At 32.4% G+C, this 17387-nt stretch carries 17 protein-coding genes and 1 pseudogene; 7 read left to right on the top strand and 11 right to left on the bottom strand.

The window, feature by feature from the left end:
- Window positions 1-4: 4 nt before the first annotated feature.
- Complete coding sequence (locus ABD816_RS08945) at window positions 5-736, bottom strand: hypothetical protein (protein ID WP_344926584.1); 732 nt, start codon at window positions 734-736, stop codon at window positions 5-7.
- A 388-nt stretch (window positions 737-1124) separates the two neighbouring features.
- Window positions 1125-2084, bottom strand: a complete 960-nt coding sequence (locus ABD816_RS08940; protein ID WP_344926582.1) for a DUF547 domain-containing protein — start codon at window positions 2082-2084, stop codon at window positions 1125-1127.
- A 251-nt stretch (window positions 2085-2335) separates the two neighbouring features.
- On the opposite strand from ABD816_RS08940, the gene ABD816_RS08935 reads away from it, so the two are divergent.
- On the top strand, window positions 2336-3217 hold the full coding sequence (locus ABD816_RS08935; RefSeq protein WP_344926580.1) for a M28 family metallopeptidase: 882 nt from the start codon (window positions 2336-2338) through the stop codon (window positions 3215-3217).
- Window positions 3218-3349: 132 nt separating this feature from the next.
- Here ABD816_RS08935 and thrC read toward each other — a convergent pair whose 3' ends face one another.
- From thrC to thrA, 4 genes are read right to left on the bottom strand one after another with little or no spacing between them, the layout of a single operon-like run.
- Window positions 3350-4648 carry a threonine synthase gene (thrC, locus tag ABD816_RS08930; RefSeq protein ID WP_344926579.1) on the bottom strand — a complete coding sequence of 433 codons (1299 nt, stop codon included), beginning with the start codon at window positions 4646-4648 and terminating at the stop codon, window positions 3350-3352.
- Between the two features lie 22 nt (window positions 4649-4670).
- Entirely contained in the window at window positions 4671-5036 is a 366-nt protein-coding gene (locus ABD816_RS08925; RefSeq protein ID WP_344926578.1) for a RidA family protein, read from the bottom strand.
- 49 nt (window positions 5037-5085) lie between these two features.
- Complete coding sequence (locus ABD816_RS08920) at window positions 5086-6009, bottom strand: homoserine kinase (RefSeq protein WP_344926576.1); 924 nt, start codon at window positions 6007-6009, stop codon at window positions 5086-5088.
- A 13-nt stretch (window positions 6010-6022) separates the two neighbouring features.
- Window positions 6023-8467 (bottom strand): bifunctional aspartate kinase/homoserine dehydrogenase I, encoded by a 2445-nt coding sequence (thrA, locus tag ABD816_RS08915; protein ID WP_344926573.1) that lies wholly within the window; start codon window positions 8465-8467, stop codon window positions 6023-6025.
- Between the two features lie 454 nt (window positions 8468-8921).
- Between thrA and ABD816_RS08910 the strand changes: the two genes are divergently transcribed.
- Together ABD816_RS08910 and ABD816_RS08905 are read left to right on the top strand one after the other, a co-directional pair.
- A complete protein-coding gene (locus ABD816_RS08910) occupies window positions 8922-10457 on the top strand; it encodes an NAD(P)H-hydrate dehydratase (protein ID WP_344926571.1) in 1536 nt (511 codons plus the stop codon).
- 208 nt (window positions 10458-10665) lie between these two features.
- Window positions 10666-11514: a hypothetical protein gene (locus ABD816_RS08905; protein ID WP_344926569.1), complete on the top strand. Its 849-nt coding sequence runs from the start codon at window positions 10666-10668 to the stop codon at window positions 11512-11514.
- A gap of 58 nt (window positions 11515-11572) precedes the next feature.
- Here ABD816_RS08905 and ABD816_RS08900 read toward each other — a convergent pair whose 3' ends face one another.
- A complete protein-coding gene (locus ABD816_RS08900) occupies window positions 11573-12469 on the bottom strand; it encodes a site-specific tyrosine recombinase (protein WP_344926567.1) in 897 nt (298 codons plus the stop codon).
- 277 nt (window positions 12470-12746) lie between these two features.
- On the bottom strand, window positions 12747-13283 hold the full coding sequence (locus ABD816_RS08895) for a hypothetical protein (RefSeq protein ID WP_344926566.1): 537 nt from the start codon (window positions 13281-13283) through the stop codon (window positions 12747-12749).
- A 246-nt stretch (window positions 13284-13529) separates the two neighbouring features.
- On the opposite strand from ABD816_RS08895, the gene ABD816_RS08890 reads away from it, so the two are divergent.
- From ABD816_RS08890 to ABD816_RS08880, 3 genes are all read left to right on the top strand, one after another.
- On the top strand, window positions 13530-14165 hold the full coding sequence (locus ABD816_RS08890; RefSeq protein WP_344926565.1) for a porin family protein: 636 nt from the start codon (window positions 13530-13532) through the stop codon (window positions 14163-14165).
- Between the two features lie 82 nt (window positions 14166-14247).
- Window positions 14248-14661 (top strand): type II 3-dehydroquinate dehydratase, encoded by a 414-nt coding sequence (aroQ, locus tag ABD816_RS08885; RefSeq protein WP_344926564.1) that lies wholly within the window; start codon window positions 14248-14250, stop codon window positions 14659-14661.
- Window positions 14662-14669: 8 nt separating this feature from the next.
- Window positions 14670-15401 (top strand): Dph6-related ATP pyrophosphatase, encoded by a 732-nt coding sequence (locus ABD816_RS08880; RefSeq protein WP_344926563.1) that lies wholly within the window; start codon window positions 14670-14672, stop codon window positions 15399-15401.
- A 123-nt stretch (window positions 15402-15524) separates the two neighbouring features.
- Here ABD816_RS08880 and ABD816_RS22295 read toward each other — a convergent pair whose 3' ends face one another.
- From ABD816_RS22295 to ABD816_RS08870, 3 genes are all read right to left on the bottom strand, one after another.
- A complete protein-coding gene (locus ABD816_RS22295; protein WP_425549112.1) occupies window positions 15525-15662 on the bottom strand; it encodes a helix-turn-helix domain-containing protein in 138 nt (45 codons plus the stop codon).
- 265 nt (window positions 15663-15927) lie between these two features.
- Entirely contained in the window at window positions 15928-16209 is a 282-nt protein-coding gene (locus ABD816_RS08875; protein ID WP_344926561.1) for a hypothetical protein, read from the bottom strand.
- A 324-nt stretch (window positions 16210-16533) separates the two neighbouring features.
- Entirely contained in the window at window positions 16534-17040 is a 507-nt protein-coding gene (locus tag ABD816_RS08870) for a hypothetical protein (RefSeq protein ID WP_344926559.1), read from the bottom strand.
- Between the two features lie 137 nt (window positions 17041-17177).
- Here ABD816_RS08870 and ABD816_RS08865 point away from each other — a divergent pair.
- A pseudogene (locus tag ABD816_RS08865) lies at window positions 17178-17387 on the top strand (IS110 family transposase); the annotation flags it as partial.

Raw genomic sequence — 17387 nt, 5'->3', positions numbered from 1 at the left:
TTAGTTAAAAGCTTAATCGACCCGTTGATGTACTATCGCAGAAATAGCTATCCCAGCAACTATCAGAACAAGAATTATCTAACCAAACATTAGGTTCGCACCATAAAGAAGATGATCCGGTAGCTGGTAAAGTCTGATCGCTTGTCCATAATTGAACTACAAAATCAGTTACAAACCATCCATCAGTACCTTCCAGATATAAAGTAGCATAATCAATCTCTACCCATTCTACTGCTTGTCCCGGGAATGAAGCTTTAAATAAATAAGCATCCCATCCACCTTCGCGATCATCACCAAAATTATCCATCCAATTAAACGGAGCAGTATATCCACCTGCACTGGTATTAAATCGTACATAAGTTCCAGCATCTCCATCGGTATCATTATTACTTTGATTACCAGTATATGTCCATACTCTGTAAAACCACTCTGTGCTAAACGCTTTATTTTGAATCGGTTGTTTGCTTATATAATCATTAACAGCCTTATCAAATGAAAGAATAGCTTCTTCTTTAGACATGCTATCATCAAAATGCATTTTTAAAATAGGCTTAGTTGCCTCATCCTCAATTTTTAATACCTTATCTGTATGACCAGTGACACTTTTAAACCCTTCTTCTTGTGGATCTCCAATTTGTTCAATCTCATTAGTTACCTCTGATTTTTCACAGGATATAATAAATAAAGCCCCTACTACCAAAGATGTGATCATCTTTAGATTACATAAATTTTTCATGTTTTTTATTTTATAATTAATAATTAGTGAATCAATTGATACAGATCTACATTCACCGGTACAATACAATATCTCATCAATTGTTTGATACAAATGTATTTGATTCTTGTACGTTTTTTTATAGCTAAATACCCTGAATAAATAGTTTTTTTCCCCTGTTAGATAATTGCTTTGTTACAGAAGTGTTATTAATAAATAGTATGTATTGTGAATTCAAAACACTGATTTTCAGAATTTTGTTTATTTAAAGTGAGTATTGATGGAAGGAGGTTATTCGTTATTTATAAAAATTAACATATTGTTTGTTAACTATTTTAAAGCAGATTAATTTGAGTGATATACGATGTGTCTAATATTATTACTATAAATCAAATGCAGTTCTAAAACGTTATTCATTTAAATTCCAGTTATAATCTAAAAAGATTATTATTGCATCTTGTTGTATTTCTATATCAGTATATCTATTTATAAATGGGATGATACCATTTTTGAAATCATCTTTATACCATTCAAATATTTTACTTATTTGTAATTCATTAATAGCAATTTTATTTTTAGAAAGATCATTAATCCAGTTTTTAGATAAGAGCTGCAATTGTGTATTTAGATTAGCCGGTAAAAAAGCTCCATTTAATAATTTAGGACATGAAATTGCTCCACAATTAAATGCAACATGCAATCTGGGTTCAGAATAATTAGAGCGTACTATTGTGTTTTCAATATCATTTAGAGAATACAGATTGGAGCCAGATTTGATAAATTTTTTATCCCAGGGTTTTCCTCCATGTATATCCTTAATACTTTTGACAGGGTAGGAGGTGGCAATGAGCTGTATTGTCGAAGCATTATATAAATTAAACCAATAAGCTAATTTTTCATTTTTAGACCAATTTTTCTGTGGAAATATATTTTGTAGGTGCAGTAAATAAGAATTTAAAATATCTATATCAGATATAAAGCCTGTATAGCTAACATTTCCCGAGGGTGATACATGTTTTTTTGTTAATTGATCCCAGATATTATGATTGGGAAGTGATATTTTTAATGCAATACTATCATTTTTTATATTATTGTTTTTAGTGTAATTTGATTTAGATGTTGCTGTAGTAATTTTAGTTGGTTTATTTAATGTTTGAGATTTAACAATGATGGTATCTTTAATTTTAGTGACCTGATTGGAGACATTAAGATTTATCATAGTATCTTTAAATACTGCGTCTTTAGTCTTAGTAACTTGATTATTTGTGTTTTTTAGAATATCATTTTCGGTTTTATCCTGTTTTGGTTCAGATATACAACCTAGGGAGATGAAGAGATAGAGAAAAGAAATAATAATACGTATTGTCATGATATAATGATTTAAAAGAGCTCTTAGTAACTCTATATAAGTAGATTTTAAGTTTCTAATAAAGGTAAGAAATAAAAGATGCTATTTATTTACTATTATTAGGAGTAAAAAAATGTCAAAATAAAAAAATGGTATAGTTTTTGGAATCATATACTTAAATATTAGTAATTATAAACCTCAAAAATTTAATTTGAATTATAATTTTATAAATTTGCGTTAAGAGGAAAAATAAGTATACAAACTTTTTAAAAATGAGAATATATAGATTAATAACTTTACTTTCGTTTATTTTTTGCTTTCAATTTTCTTTTGCTCAATTAGATGATGCTTTAGAAGCAAGCATTATAAATGTTCAAAAAGATATTGTTGGTAAGCTTACGGGATATGTACCTATTAAGGGTAATAAAAAGTTATCAAGTAGAGCTAGTTCGTCTGAGAGAAAAATTGTTTCGGATTATTTATCAGATTATCTAAAACAGATCGGTTTAAAGCCAAAAAGAAATGATTATAACGTAGCAGATAAACAAGGTAATACTTACAAAGGATCTAATGTATATGCGATCTTACCTGCTACTACTGATAGTAAAGAGTATATTTTATTAGGAGCACACTATGATACTTCAGAAAATAGTCCGGGTGCAGTACATAATGCAACCGGAGTAGCACTCACAATGTATGTAGCTGGTCAATTAAATGAGCTTGAGGATAGGTCTAAAAATTTTATTATTGTATTTTTTGATCAACAGGAGACGAATATGATTGGATGCAGGATGTTTGTTGATAAGTTGAAAAAAGATAAAATGAACGTTACTTCAATGCACAGAGTGGATTATATGGGATGGGATATTGATGAAGATAGGGCAATAGAATTACTTGCTTCTAATATAAGCTTAGAATCTGCATATAGATTAGAATCACCTTCACCAGTTTTTAAACGATTAGTATCTACGCCTGAAACCAGAATTTTTTCTACTTTAGGTTTTGAAAATATTACGATTACGGCAGAATTAAAAAATGGTGATAACTCTCCATATGTTCATCAACCTTCTGATACGTATACAACAGTTAATTTTAAATATCTTGCTGCTACATCTAATATTGTTTATAAAGTATTGACTACAATGTCCAGATAATTAATTATAAATTGGATAGTATAGTATAAAAAAAGCCTAATAGATTTTTATCTATCAGGCTTTTTTCATAGTGTTAACAAACAGCAGGTAAGTGGTTTTGTGTTACCTCCTGGGCGGTGCTTTAACATTAGCTCATTTACTTATATTAAGTAAAAAATCTTTTAGTTCTGTATAGCCTTTTATTTTGACACTCACTTTCTCTTTATTCATCACCTTTTCAATCTGATCAGGAATAGCAATAGATGTATCTAAAGTCTCTTCTACAATGTCTCTAAATTTAACAGGATGTGCCGTTTCTAAAAAAATACCATATTCGTTTTGTTGCATCCCTTTTTTCTTCAGCCCAAGATATCCTACTGCACCATGTGGATCTGCTATATAGTTAGATTGCTTATAAATCTTTTTCATAGCTTCTTTTGTAGAATCATCATCAAAACTGTAAGCAGAGAATAAACTTTTAAGCGCTTCAAAATTAGTATCAAATAATTCTTGAATCCTTATGAAATTACTAGGGTTTCCTACATCCATTGCATTAGAAATAGTAGCTTTAGATGGTTTAGGTGTATAAGTAGACGTCTCCATATATTTGACTACAGTGTCATTAATATTTGTAGATGCCACAAACTGTTTTACAGGAAGTCCTAATTTATGAGCTACAATACCAGCGCAGATATTACCAAAATTTCCACTAGGAACAGAAAAAACTATATCTTTTCCTTTACTTTTTACTTGTTTATATGCAAAAAGGAAGTATAGTAATTGAGGTAACCATCGTGCAACATTGATAGAGTTAGCAGAAGTTAGTTGCATATAATCGGTAATACTTGTATCAAGAAAAGCAGTCTTCACCATATCCTGACAATCATCAAATACACCATCCACTTCTAGAGCAGTAATATTTTGTCCCAAGGTAGTCAATTGTCTTTCTTGTATATCACTAACTTTGCCTGATGGATATAGAATAACGACATCAACTCCTTTAACGCCTAAAAAACCTTGAGCCACAGCTCCTCCAGTATCCCCAGAAGTTGCTACCAGTACAGTAACTTTATTTTCATTGGTCTGATTGAAATATTCAAGACAACGTGCCATAAAACGGGCGCCAACGTCTTTAAATGCCATGGTAGGACCATGAAAAAGTTCTAAGGTGCCAATTGAATCTTCGATTTCCACCACTGGAAAATCAAAGCTCAATACATCTTTTAAAATATCTCTTAGTACAGGTTCAGGAATTTGATCCCCTACAAATTGTTTTATCGCCTGATATCCGATTTCTATATTATCAAGACTTTTAATCTTATCAAAGAAAGAAGTGGGTAAAGGACTTATTTTCTCAGGAAAATATAATCCTTTATCAGGAGCTAACCCCTTGATAACAGCTTCAGAAAAAGGTACATTAGGAGCGTTATGATGTAAACTATAATATTGCATGTGTTTAGTTCTTTCTGGTATATTAAGGAATAATAGCTGAAAACTCAATTTCTACAAGGATTTCAGGATCTATTAATTTTGAAACTTCGACCATAGAAGTAACAGGTTTTATCTCACCAAAATATGCTCCGTGTGCCTTTCCTATTTCTTCCCATTGTGAGATATTAGTACAGTAGATTCTGGTTCTTACCACGTGGTTCAACTCTGCATCTAATTCAGCTAATACTTTCTTTACAGATTCAAAAATTGCTACAGTTTGTTCATATTCATTCGCTCCTGCTGCTGTAGTTCCTGATACCTCAATAGTATTACCCACTTTTATGGCTCTGGAGTAGCCTACAATATCTTCCCAAGGTGATCCTGTTGCTATTTTTTTTATTTGTTTCATGAGGTTATATTCTTATGTTTTATGATGATTTTTAGTTATAAAAATTGATTCAGTCGATTATCTTTACACCATAATTATTAATGATCGAGGTATGAATATCAAAATCTAACCCTGTAGTATTATATACTTTCCTAATTGCATCTGCTACCTTAGTCGCAGTATCCATTCCCTTACTCAATGCAAATATAGAAGGACCAGATCCTGAAATCCCACAACCTAATGCGCCGTGTGTCATAGCCGCTTCTTTTACATTTTTAAATTCAGGAATTAATATAGAACGCAAAGGTTCAATGATTACATCTTCCAGACTTCTTCCTATAAGTTCATAATCTTCTGTGTAGAGACCAGATATCAATCCTCCTACATTACCCCATTGATGTATGGCCTGCTGTAGTGTTACTTTCTGTTTAATCACGGATCGTGCGTCTGATGTTTTAACCTCAATTTGGGGATGAATAACAGTCATAACCAGATCTTTAGGTGTATGTAGTTTAATAACATCAAGAGGAGTGTAACTACGAACTAATGTGAATCCACCAAGTAGTGCGGGGGCTACATTATCAGCATGAGCATTTCCACTGGCTAATTTTTCGCCCACCATGGCAAAACCTACTAATTCTTGGGGAGTAAAAGGTTTATCCAGTAAGTGATTCACTGCCCAGACAGCACCTGCACTACTTGCAGCACTGCTCCCAATACCACTACCAGCTTTTATTTTTTTGTATATTTCAATTGCTACGCCAATAGATTTGCCGTATTTTTCTAATAAAGCTTCTACAGCAACACCTGCTACATTTTTGTGAGTTTCCATTGGTAGATCTGCACCCTCCAACTTTGTAATTCGAACTCCTGGTTCCTGGGTTAATGTAATCACCATTTCATCTCCAACCGTATCAAGACAACATCCCAGAACGTCAAAACCGCAGGATAGATTGGCAACAGTGGCAGGAGCAAATATTTTAATACTTTTCATGTTACCGTACTCATTATTTTTTACCAATTCTAATAATATCTGCAAATATACCAGAAGCTGTTACTTCAGCTCCTGCACCAGCACCTTTTACAATTAGTGGTTGTTTTGGATACCTATCCGTAAAGAAAAGAACTATATTATCACTTCCTTCCAGATTATAAAAGGGATGTCCTACAGGAATATGCTGTAATCCTACTTTGGCTTTGCCTTCCTCATATTGTGCAACATATTTTAAGCGACAATCCTGTTGATCTGCTGCATCTAATATCTTTTTAAAATGAGCTTCATTTGCTTGTAATGATTCAAAAAAGTCAGGTACACTGGTAGTATCTAAACTTTCCTGAGGTAAAAAAGCCTCATTTTCAATATCTTCTAATTCTAATACATTTCCGCTTTCTCTTGCCAAAATTAATATTTTTCGAGCCACATCAACACCACTCAAATCAATTTTAGGATCAGGCTCTGTATATCCTTCTTCTTGTGCCTGCTTTACTACATCATAAAAATTAGCTCCTTCCTTATAATTATTAAATACAAAATTAAGACTACCAGATAATACCGCTTGTATTTTATGAACATGATCACCAGAAGCAATCAAATTATTTAAAGTATCAATAATAGGTAATCCTGCACCTACGTTGGTTTCATATAAGAAAGATGCACTAAATTTTCTGGACAGTTCTTGTAGCTCTTCATAATTAGAGTATTCATCGGCGCAGGCGATTTTGTTACAGGTAACTACCGCCATACTCTCTGCCAGATATTTTTTATACACTTTTGCAATATCAGGATTGGCCGTATTATCTACAAAAATAGAATTACGAATATTCATGTCCTTAGCTTTCTTAAAAAAGGTATCAGCATTCGCTTTTTCTCCTTTTTGGAGTTCCTCTTCCCAGGAGTCTAGATGAATTCCATGTTCATTAAAAATCATAGTTCTGGAATTAGAAATCCCGACCACTCTAATTTTAAGACGAAGTTTATCTTTAAGATATTTTTTTTGCTTTTCTAGTTGAGATAGTAGTTTACTTCCCACATTTCCTACGCCAGTTACAAAGAGATTGAGCTGCTTTGTTTTTACTTCAAAAAAGGCTTCGTGTAATATATTTAATGCTTTTTTAATATCCTTTTTCTCAATCACTACAGAAATATTTTTCTCTGATGCCCCCTGAGCAATAGCTCTGATATTAACATTGTTTTTACCTAAGGTACTAAACATTTTACCACTTAATCCCTGATGATGATACATATTATCTCCAACCAAAGCTACAATAGCAGTATCGTTTTCTATTTTTACCGGATCAATTTTATGCTTGGCGATTTCAAATTCAAAAGTAGTGTCTAGTACTATTTTTGCTTTTTCTGCTTCAGACGCTTCTACAGCAAGGCAAATAGAATGCTCTGAGGAAGCTTGTGTAATTAGTATAACATTGATATTTTCAGAAAACAAGGCTTCAAATAACCGTTTAGAAAAACCAGGTATACCTACCATACCACCACCTTCTAATGAGATAATGGCAATATTATCAATATGACTGATCCCGGTGACGGGTCTTTGTGTCTGTGAAACATCTTTAGTAATTCGTGTCCCTTTATCAGTAGGTTCAAAAGTGTTTTTTATGGAAATCGGAATATTAGTATCCAATACGGGTTGTATGGTAGGAGGATAAATAACTTTAGCTCCAAAATGCGATAATTCCATTGCCTCTTTATAAGATATATGGGATACAGGTTTTGCTTGTTTAACTAACCTTGGATTTGCAGTATACATACCACTTACATCAGTCCAAATTTGTAATTCGTCAGCCATTAGAGCTGCGGCTATAATTGCGGCCGTAAAATCAGAACCTCCTCTACCCAGAGTGGTAGGTTCTCCTTCTGATGTCATCGCAACAAAACCGGGAAATAAATGAATTTGATGATTGCTTTCTTCTGCGTATTTTTTTATTCTGGCATTGGTCTCATCATACTGAATTGTGATTTTTGCAGTGTCACCGGTAATAATAAGATCCCGTGAATCTTTAAGTGCGATATCTAATCCTTTTACCTTTGCCGCTTCAGAAATAATGAATGAAGATAACATTTCACCAAAACTAGCAATAACAGACTCCGTTTTTGGAGAGAGTTCACTTAACAAATAAACACCTTCACAAAGCGCTTCCAGCTTATTTAATTCTGATTTCACTTTGCTAATGATAGCACTCTGAGAGATCACAGGAATTAATTCTTTGATCGCTTCAAGATGTCTCTTTTCTATAAGGGCCAGTGTGGTTTTATACTCTTCTTTATTAGCAGAAGCCTCTTTGCCAGCTTGTATAAGTAAATCAGTTATCCCACCTAAAGCGGAAACGATAACATATAAGGATGTTTTCTGAGATTGTTCTCTTATAATTTCTATAACCTTTTCGATAGTTGCTGCATTTGCAACTGAAGAACCTCCAAATTTTAGAACGTTCATGATATTTTTTTTAATTTATTGTAATAATAAGCTTTTTTTAGTAAGTATCTTACTAAAAACTAACAGCACATTTGATTTTGTTGATATATAAGTTGATTAACCCCAAGGGGTACGAATAGTAGTTGTCGTCAGCATGTATGAAGGTATGGCAGAAGCCATTATTATTTCTGGAATACTAGGTAAAACCGAAATTGAAACTGTACGAAACATTAGTTTGCTTTATATTAAATATCAAAAGTATAATTTTTTACTTTTGAATAAAATTAAAAGGAAAGGAATCGGTAAATTTTATTAATCCATTAAATATTGATTGGATTCATTAAAATATTCATAATAATTGAATATAATGAATCTTTAAATAACCAAGTTAATGATGATACAGTGGCAGATGACACCGATTTTTAACCAATATCTAAAGCTACTAATTTCAAAAACAGTAAAATACCTCTGATCTATGAAAATATTTTCTGCATCACAAATAAGAAAAGCAGATGAAGTAACTCTTCAATCAAAACAAATAACATCTCTGGAGCTGATGGAGCACGCAGCTACACAAATTTTTAATTTGATACATCAACGTCTACAGGGAGCACCAGTTCCTATTCATGCTTTCTGTGGTTTGGGAAATAATGGGGGAGATGGTCTGGTGATTTCTCGTTTATTAGTAGAGCATGGATATACAGTAAAAACCTATATTGTTAATTTTAGTGAACAACGATCAAAAGATTTTTTAACAAACTATGATCGATTAAAAGCTATAGCTTCAGAATGGCCAATACAATTAAAATCAGAAGAAGATCTTCCTGAAATTCATCAACAGGATATGGTTATCGATGCAATCTTTGGTATTGGGTTAAACCGTCCTCTATTGCCTTGGGTCATTAATCTGATAAAACATATCAATGCTGCCAGATCTTTTACATTATCCGTAGACGTGCCTTCTGGTCTGTATGCAGATAAAGCACCAGACGATCCTGAAGGAGTTATCTATGCATCCAGTACGGTAACTTTTCAATTCCCAAAATTGATTTTTTTCTTACCAGAAACAGGTCAGTATTCTCAGGATGTAGAGGTAGTAGATATAGGATTGGATCAAAAGTATATCCAGGAAACCAGTGCTTTTGCTGAATTAGTCGCAAAACCAGAGGCTTTAACTTTATATAAACCCAGACATAAGTTTGCTCATAAGGGAGACTATGGTCACAGCCTATTAGTAGGAGGTGGTTATGGTAAAATAGGAAGTGTACTACTATCTGTAAATGCTGCGTTACGCACTGGTGCCGGTTTGGCGACAGCATACATTCCAGAATGTGGATATGAAATTTTGCAGACTGCTGTACCAGAGGCCATGGTGATTACTGATACTGAAGATGATTACATCACAAAAATTACTATTAATTTTGAACCAACTGTCATTGGTATTGGTATGGGAATGGGAACTCATGATAAGACGGTAACAGCATTTTCAGAATTTTTAAAACAGAATACATCAAAACTTGTCATCGATGCAGATGCAATCAATATACTAGCTAAAGAAACTAATTTATTACCATTATTAGGTGCACAAACGATATTGACTCCGCATCCCGGAGAATTAAAACGGTTAATTGGGACTTGGAAGGATGATTTTGATAAAATTAAAAAGGTAAAAGAATTTTCTATAGCCCATGATTGTATTGTTGTTGTTAAAGGAGCAAACACACTAGTGATTTATAAGGATGATATCTATGTAAATACTTCGGGTAATCCAGGCATGGCTACTGCGGGCAGTGGAGATGTACTTACCGGAATTCTTACGGGACTAATTTCTCAGGGATATGAACCATTGTATGCTGCTGTGCTGGGAGTATATTTGCATGGGAGTGCAGGAGATCTGGCAATACAAGAAACAGGGTATCAAGGGTTATTAGCAAGTGATATTGTATCTCATATTGGAAAATCTTACTTAGAGTTGTTTAAAAAACCACCACAGCAACCTGTAGAAGCATAGGCTTTTTAAATATAGTATGCATTCAATACTTTAACCTTTTCAGAAATATCATAAATTCAATTCTCTGTATTGAATCGATTAATTTTCGTCCTTTTTAACTATAGATCAAACAATGAATAATAATTTTAACATACAATTTTGATTCATTTTTGTAGTTATTAATTCTGATGAATTCTATAAATTTACATATTAATTAAAAAGCAAAAAAATGATGATAAAAAAGATAACTGTAATGGGGATGATTGCCCTGGGAGTATTAGGTACTTCTTGTTCTAGCGATGATGGTCCAGCGACTGCAACTATGGAGTTAGATACATTCGGATTAGAAGAACTTACAGATGGTTCCAGGTATCAGGGGTGGTTAGTTTCTGATGGTGAAGTTATACCAACAACAAAATTCACTAATGCAGATGAGCAAATATTTACTTTTGAAGCTTCAAAACTGGAAGCGGCTACAGAGTTTATATTAACGATAGAACAGGCAAGTGATAATAACAACACACCATCTGATACTAGAATTCTTAAAGGGACGTTTAGTGGTAATGCTGCAACACTAAGCTTTGAGGAAGCTGTTACCTCATTTACTGGCAATGCTGGAACTTTTGAAATGGCTACACCTACAGATAATGATGAGACAAATGAAGCATCAGGTATTTGGTTTACTGAATCCACACAAGGATTGACATTAAATACGCTTAGAGCAGGATGGAAATATGAAGCTTGGGCTGTGGTTAATGGAACTCCTATTTCTATGGGTACTTTTACTGATCCTAGTGGTCCAGACGAATTTAATTCATCAAGTAGTACTATAAATGCAGCACCACAATATCCAGGAGAAGATTTTTTGAATAACAATGTAGCTCCAACTGGGCTGGTATTTCCTTTGGATCTAAGAGGTGCAACAATTTCTATATCTGTAGAACCTTTTCCGGATGAAGACAGAGCTCCATTTTTTCTTACACCACTTACAGGAACGATCCAATCAACGGATGCTCCTGGAGACTTACTTTTAATGTCAGTTAATTCAGCGATTCCACAAGGGCAAGTAGTTCGATAAAAGGAACTTTATTATATGCTAAAAAACTCTCAAATTAATTTTTGAGAGTTTTTTGTTTTTATCTTCTGGGATGAAAAGCGTTCATTATTTCACTGAGATGACTGCGATCAATATGCATATAAATTTCTGTGGTAGTAATACTCTCATGACCTAGCATAACTTGTATAGCACTTAGGTCTGCACCATTTTCTAATAGGTGTGTTGCAAAAGAGTGTCTAAAGGTATGCGGGCTTATTTTTTTATGAATTCCGGCTTTTTCTGTTAAGCGTTTCACTATTGTAAAGATCATGGCTCTGGTTAACTGTTTACCTCTTCTATTTAGAAATAAAGTATCCTCATGTCCTTTTTGAATATTCTTGTGAATCCTTATTTCATTTCTATAAATATTAATATACTTTTTAGTAAGATCTCCTATAGGTACAAAGCGTTGTTTATCTCCCTTACCGGTGACACTAATATATCCTTCATCAAAAAAGAGATGAGACAATTTTAGTTCAATTAATTCTGTGACACGGAGACCACAACCGTACAAGGTTTCTATAATAGCTCTGTTACGTTCACCTTCAGGACTACCAAGGTCTATTTCTGCTATGATATTATCTATTTCATCTACAGATAAAGTGTCAGGTAGTTTTCTGCCTATTTTCGGAGATTCTATCAGCTCCATGGGGTTGGTTTCTCGATAATCTTCAAAAACGAGGTAATTAAAAAAACTTTTTAGACCAGAAATAATTCGCGCTTGTGATCTGGCATTGACCAGTTTTGCCGTTTCATAAATAAACTGTTGCAAAATATCTTTTTCTATAACCAAAGGTGAGGATTCGATTTCATTGGTTTCCATGTATTTGATCAACCGCTCGATATCCAGACTATAACTTACAATAGAATTATCAGAAAGACCTCTCTCAATACGGAGATAGTGTGTGTAATCTTTTAAAGCATGTGTCCATTTCATTTGTTTATTCCTGTTTTTAAGCGATCAATAAAATTTAATTGTTAGTGTCATAGAAACACTTATTATTCATGTTGCAGAAATAAAATGTAAGGTAATCAATTAGGAAATTTTAAATCAATATTTTTTATTTTAAGTATAAGATGTAAACCCTAATAAGTAAAGTAACTGTTGAGTAAAGATATTTTTAACACTAATTTTATCAAATACCTTCTATATAATAGAAAAAACCATGCTAAAGTATTAACATGGTTTTCATAATATTTAAAATATTGATATTTTATAAATGAACAGCAAATCCAATGTTAAGCTGGAATACACTTTGGGCAATTTCATCATCCAAAGTTAAATTATATCGTACTCCTGGTTCGATACTAACAACATCACCTAGAAAAATAGCATATCCAGCCTGCAATCCTAAGAATGATGGATTATCATCTGCATCTTTAACACTAAGACCACTATAATCTACTTGTAAAGGAATTTTACCTGTAACATAATATTTAGCACCAATTTTGTAACTAAATGTGCTAAATGAATCTGCATCAGAATTTTGTTTATTAGAACCATACCCTAATCCTACTTTAAGAGCTAGGTTGTCCATTACAAAATAACCACCTTCTAACCCTAAATTATATCCAGAACCTCCGTCATCAGAAATAGCATAATATCGAAATCCTGTATTTGCTGTGTGAGCCGCTCCAAATCCAGTATTTGCTTCAATAAGCCATTTTCCTGTAGCTGTTTGCTCTGTGTCCTGTGCATTTGCAAAAGTAAAAGCTACTAGTGCTAATGCTGATAAAATAATTTTTTTCATGTTTATTATTTGTTTAAAGTTTACAGCGAAATTATAGTAATTTTCAAACCAACGTGTTAAAAAAATATTAAAATTAACACTTTATCGGTTTTTTGTGAGTTTAAACGTACAAATTTTTATAAAAATAAAGTCTATTCATGAAAAATATATTTGCCTAAAAATTTTAAAAGATTTATCATCTTATTTTATATATCCATCGTCATTTTAAAAAATAAAGTTATTTTTGAGTATAAACGTATTTTAATTATGGTAAAACAAACTTTTCTATCCTTGCTAATGATTATATGCTTTGTGTTAAGCAGTCATGCTCAGAAAATTGATGAAGATCCTCAATATGCACGTGCAGGGTTTAAAGGAGGGGTTAGTTATACTGGTATTACGGGTGATTTGGATAACGCTGGTTCACGGATCCGGGTTCATCTTGGAGCGGTAGTAGAATACCCAATATCCAGTACTTTTTTTATACAAGGAGAATTACTGTATTCTGCTCAGGGATATACGGTGGATATAGAAAATATGGAACAGAAAATTAGTCTTAACTATCTATCATTACCTATAATTGCCAAATATTATGTTACTGAGCAAATAAGTATAGAAAGTGGTCCTCAATTCTCTACGTTAAGTACAGTTAGAAATGAGGATGTTGCTGATAACGATGATTTTTTTAATTCCTTTTCTAATTTTGATTTTAGTTGGGGGTTTGGTGCAGGATATAAATTAGAGAGTGGTCTTTTCTTTCAATTACGATATAATCTGGGATTATCAAATATTAATGATACAGCTGTTTTTGATGTAACAAATAGAAATTCAATAGGACAGTTATCTATAGGATACCTTTTTAAAACCAAAAATAATCGCAGAATTATCAGGCAAGAGGAATAAGTATCGATTTAATTTAAATATGGTGTATATAGCGCTATAGAAGGAAATAACAGTTAAAAACAATTATAGAAAAATATAAGTAATGAAGCTTTTAATTATAAATGGTCCTAACTTGAATTTATTAGGAAAAAGAGAACCCGATATTTACGGAAGTCAGACTTTTGTTACTTTTTTTTCTGAATTACAGATGCAGTTTAGGAATACCGAATTAGCCTATTTTCAATCTAATATAGAAGGTGAATTGATTACACAGATACAAGAGGCAGATTTGGTATATGATGGGATTATTCTTAATGCAGCGGCATATACACATACTTCTATTGCTATAGGAGATGCTATAAAAGCAGTGACAGTACCTGTGGTAGAAGTGCATATTTCTAATACTTTTGCCAGAGAAGAATTTAGACATCAATCCTATATTTCGTCTCATGCTAAAGGAGTCATTCTTGGTTTCGGAATGCAAAGTTATGCATTGGCAATACAAAGTTTTTTATAGCCTCATTCATGCACAAGACCTATTTTAACTGGAGTAGTGGTAAAGATTCATGTTTAGCATTATACGAAATATTACAGCAACAAGAATACCAAATCCTAACATTAGTTACAACAATCAATAAAGATTTTAATCGTGTTTCTATGCACGGATTACGTGAATTGTTATTAGATCAACAGGTTGAAAACTTAGGTTTTCCTATAAAGAAAATAGAGTTTCCTAAAGATGTATCCATGACTTCTTATAATGAGGTGATGCAAAGAAATGTCATTGAATTAAAAAATGAAGGATATACGCATTGCATTTTTGGTGATATTTTTCTTGAAGATCTTCGAAAATATAGAGAAGAACAGCTTCAAACTATAGGAATGAAAGCTGTATTTCCTCTGTGGAAAAGAAACACAAGAGAATTACTTTTAGAATTTATTAAACAAGGATTTAAAGCAATCACGGTGTGTGTAAATGCCAAATATCTTGATGCCTCTTTTTGTGGAAGAATCTTAGATAAGCGGTTTCTGGAAGATCTGCCTGCAAATGTAGATCCTTGCGGAGAGCATGGAGAGTTTCATACGTTTGTATTTGATGGTCCTTTATTTAAAAAACCAGTACAGTTTGAGATAGGAGAGAAGGTATTAAGAACTTATGAACCTTCTGAAAATGATGATGATACTTGTTTTACAAAAAATGAAGATCAACAGTGGGATACATCGTTTTGGTATTGTGATTTATTACCAATTTCCTGAGATATCATGTAACTACCAGATGGACTTTTTGTTTTGTAAATTTTTAAACAACAATTCTCTGGTTTTTTTAGCGCCTCAAAGTTTATATGTTACTTTGAGATTTAGAATACTTTCAATGATATTTTATTTAGTTGCGTTAGGATGATTTGTAGGAGCGCTAGAGTATTTTTTTAATCCCTCAAAACCTTCTTTTTCGAACCTACTTATCAACTTAAAAGCCGTTGGTCTGGAGATATCAAAACTTCTACATAATTCGGTGATGGAATATTTTCCAGTTCACCATTCACAGATAAATTCAATTTTTTTTTCATAGTTGTTGTGTTTTTCCAAGGCATAATAATTTGATTTTTGTCTCAAATTATAACTTGAAAAAGTGTAAACTATGTGCCTTTAACGTACCAGCTTGCAGGTAACGTGATTGTGTATGATTTCGTTGCGTGTTTAAGTACTAAAGTTAGTAAAAATGGAACGAATCATAGTAAAATCCGTAGGGTTTTCCGAGTATGCTACAGCTAAGTAATTATTTTTACACGTTGTTAGCATTAGATTTTTTTATTTCTTTTTTTAGTTTTTCAATCAGTTCGTTTTCGCTCATCATATCCTGAAATACTTTGCTTTTTGGAAGAAAATATAGTTTCTTTAATTTTCCTGATTCCACATACTTTATTTTAAATGGGAAGTCATCAAAAAGAAAAGTCCGTTCAATATTTTTTATGTCAGTGAATGAAATTAAATTCTTAGACTTTATATTTCCAATTGATAAAGATTGCTCATTCCAATAGACCGTTCTTAATTTAGTTATCCCCATTCTGCACAAAATAAATAGACCAATAAACCAACAAGTAACTATTATCAAGTTTGTTTTTAAGTCAAATATGAATAGTGTAATAAAAAATACAATAGATAAAGTGATAAATTTCACAATCAATACTATCTGAAAGATTTTAGTTATGTTAGAAGATATTTTTCTATTCATTTTCAATTTAATGCTAACGGTCTCGTATAACCGCCAGTCACGGGTTAAATTAGCAATTATTTCAGATTAAACACAAGCTTTAGTAATTCCGAGTGGATTCGGACGTAGTCGAATCCGCCGTAATTGCGGATACATTGTTAGCACAAGTTATTAATTTTATTCAGCCATCAATTTTGCATTAAGTTTTTTTAGATATACTTTCTGTAGTTTACTCCAAAAACTTGATGTTATTTTACTAACGTATTCTTTGTTTTCTTTTCTATCTAAAATTCTAAATTTTTTGACATTATAAAGTGGCGCTCTTGTAGATCCATCAGCTCTTACTACGTCATAACCAGGTGATATGTAATTATAATCAAAAACAAATCTATACTTATTTAAGTCCTCGTATTTATCATTTGTTTTAAACTCATCTTCTGAGACAAGTTCATAATCGCCTTTATATATTTTTCTAGTATTTTTTTTCAAATATTTATTGTAGCTACTATGATGAGTAATGAATAATAAAGTATTTTTTTCTTTTCCAAATTCAGGTGGAATAGCTCCTTTTTCTTCCGTTAAATATTTATTCCCTTTTGATTTTACTATTGCACCACAAGAGGTTAGAAGAGTCAATGTTAAAATTGAAAAAATTAAGAATAAGTTGTTTTTTAATCCAGTCATAATTTTTTTGTTTGTCTAATTTGTGCTAACGTCTCTTATATGTTGCGTTTACTTCCTAAAGGGAGCATATGCAATATAGCAACAATGTAAAAGCCGTACCCTAAGTTATATAATAAAAACAATCTAATTTCTTTATTATGAAAACAAAGGATACTACCGACTCAAAGTTATTTATTGGCATCGACGTACACAAGCGAAGTTGGAAAATTCATACGGCTACAGATTTGTTCGATGGATCTTCTATTACGACTCCACCTAATGGCTACGTTTTACAAAAATATGTTGAACGTCATTTTAAAGATTATCAGGTGTTTTGCTGTTATGAATCGGGCTGTTGTGGTTTTAGC

The organism is Aquimarina addita (genome assembly GCF_039539305.1).
GTDB lineage: Bacteria > Bacteroidota > Bacteroidia > Flavobacteriales > Flavobacteriaceae > Aquimarina > Aquimarina addita.
This window is presented reverse-complemented; position numbering and strand designations above follow the sequence as displayed.

Coding starts and splice junctions, on each gene's coding strand:
- ABD816_RS08935 (WP_344926580.1), top strand. CDS start 2,336: ATGAGAATATATAGATTAATAACTTTACTTTCGTTTATTTTTTGCTTT.
- ABD816_RS08925 (WP_344926578.1), bottom strand. CDS start 5,036: ATGAAACAAATAAAAAAAATAGCAACAGGATCACCTTGGGAAGATATT.
- ABD816_RS08870 (WP_344926559.1), bottom strand. CDS start 17,040: ATGACTGGATTAAAAAACAACTTATTCTTAATTTTTTCAATTTTAACA.
- ABD816_RS08875 (WP_344926561.1), bottom strand. CDS start 16,209: ATGGGGATAACTAAATTAAGAACGGTCTATTGGAATGAGCAATCTTTA.
- ABD816_RS08945 (WP_344926584.1), bottom strand. CDS start 736: ATGAAAAATTTATGTAATCTAAAGATGATCACATCTTTGGTAGTAGGG.
- ABD816_RS08900 (WP_344926567.1), bottom strand. CDS start 12,469: ATGAAATGGACACATGCTTTAAAAGATTACACACACTATCTCCGTATT.
- ABD816_RS08895 (WP_344926566.1), bottom strand. CDS start 13,283: ATGAAAAAAATTATTTTATCAGCATTAGCACTAGTAGCTTTTACTTTT.
- thrC (WP_344926579.1), bottom strand. CDS start 4,648: ATGCAATATTATAGTTTACATCATAACGCTCCTAATGTACCTTTTTCT.
- thrA (WP_344926573.1), bottom strand. CDS start 8,467: ATGAACGTTCTAAAATTTGGAGGTTCTTCAGTTGCAAATGCAGCAACT.
- ABD816_RS08910 (WP_344926571.1), top strand. CDS start 8,922: ATGAAAATATTTTCTGCATCACAAATAAGAAAAGCAGATGAAGTAACT.
- ABD816_RS08920 (WP_344926576.1), bottom strand. CDS start 6,009: ATGAAAAGTATTAAAATATTTGCTCCTGCCACTGTTGCCAATCTATCC.
- ABD816_RS08890 (WP_344926565.1), top strand. CDS start 13,530: ATGGTAAAACAAACTTTTCTATCCTTGCTAATGATTATATGCTTTGTG.
- ABD816_RS08905 (WP_344926569.1), top strand. CDS start 10,666: ATGATGATAAAAAAGATAACTGTAATGGGGATGATTGCCCTGGGAGTA.
- ABD816_RS08940 (WP_344926582.1), bottom strand. CDS start 2,084: ATGACAATACGTATTATTATTTCTTTTCTCTATCTCTTCATCTCCCTA.
- aroQ (WP_344926564.1), top strand. CDS start 14,248: ATGAAGCTTTTAATTATAAATGGTCCTAACTTGAATTTATTAGGAAAA.
- ABD816_RS08880 (WP_344926563.1), top strand. CDS start 14,670: ATGCACAAGACCTATTTTAACTGGAGTAGTGGTAAAGATTCATGTTTA.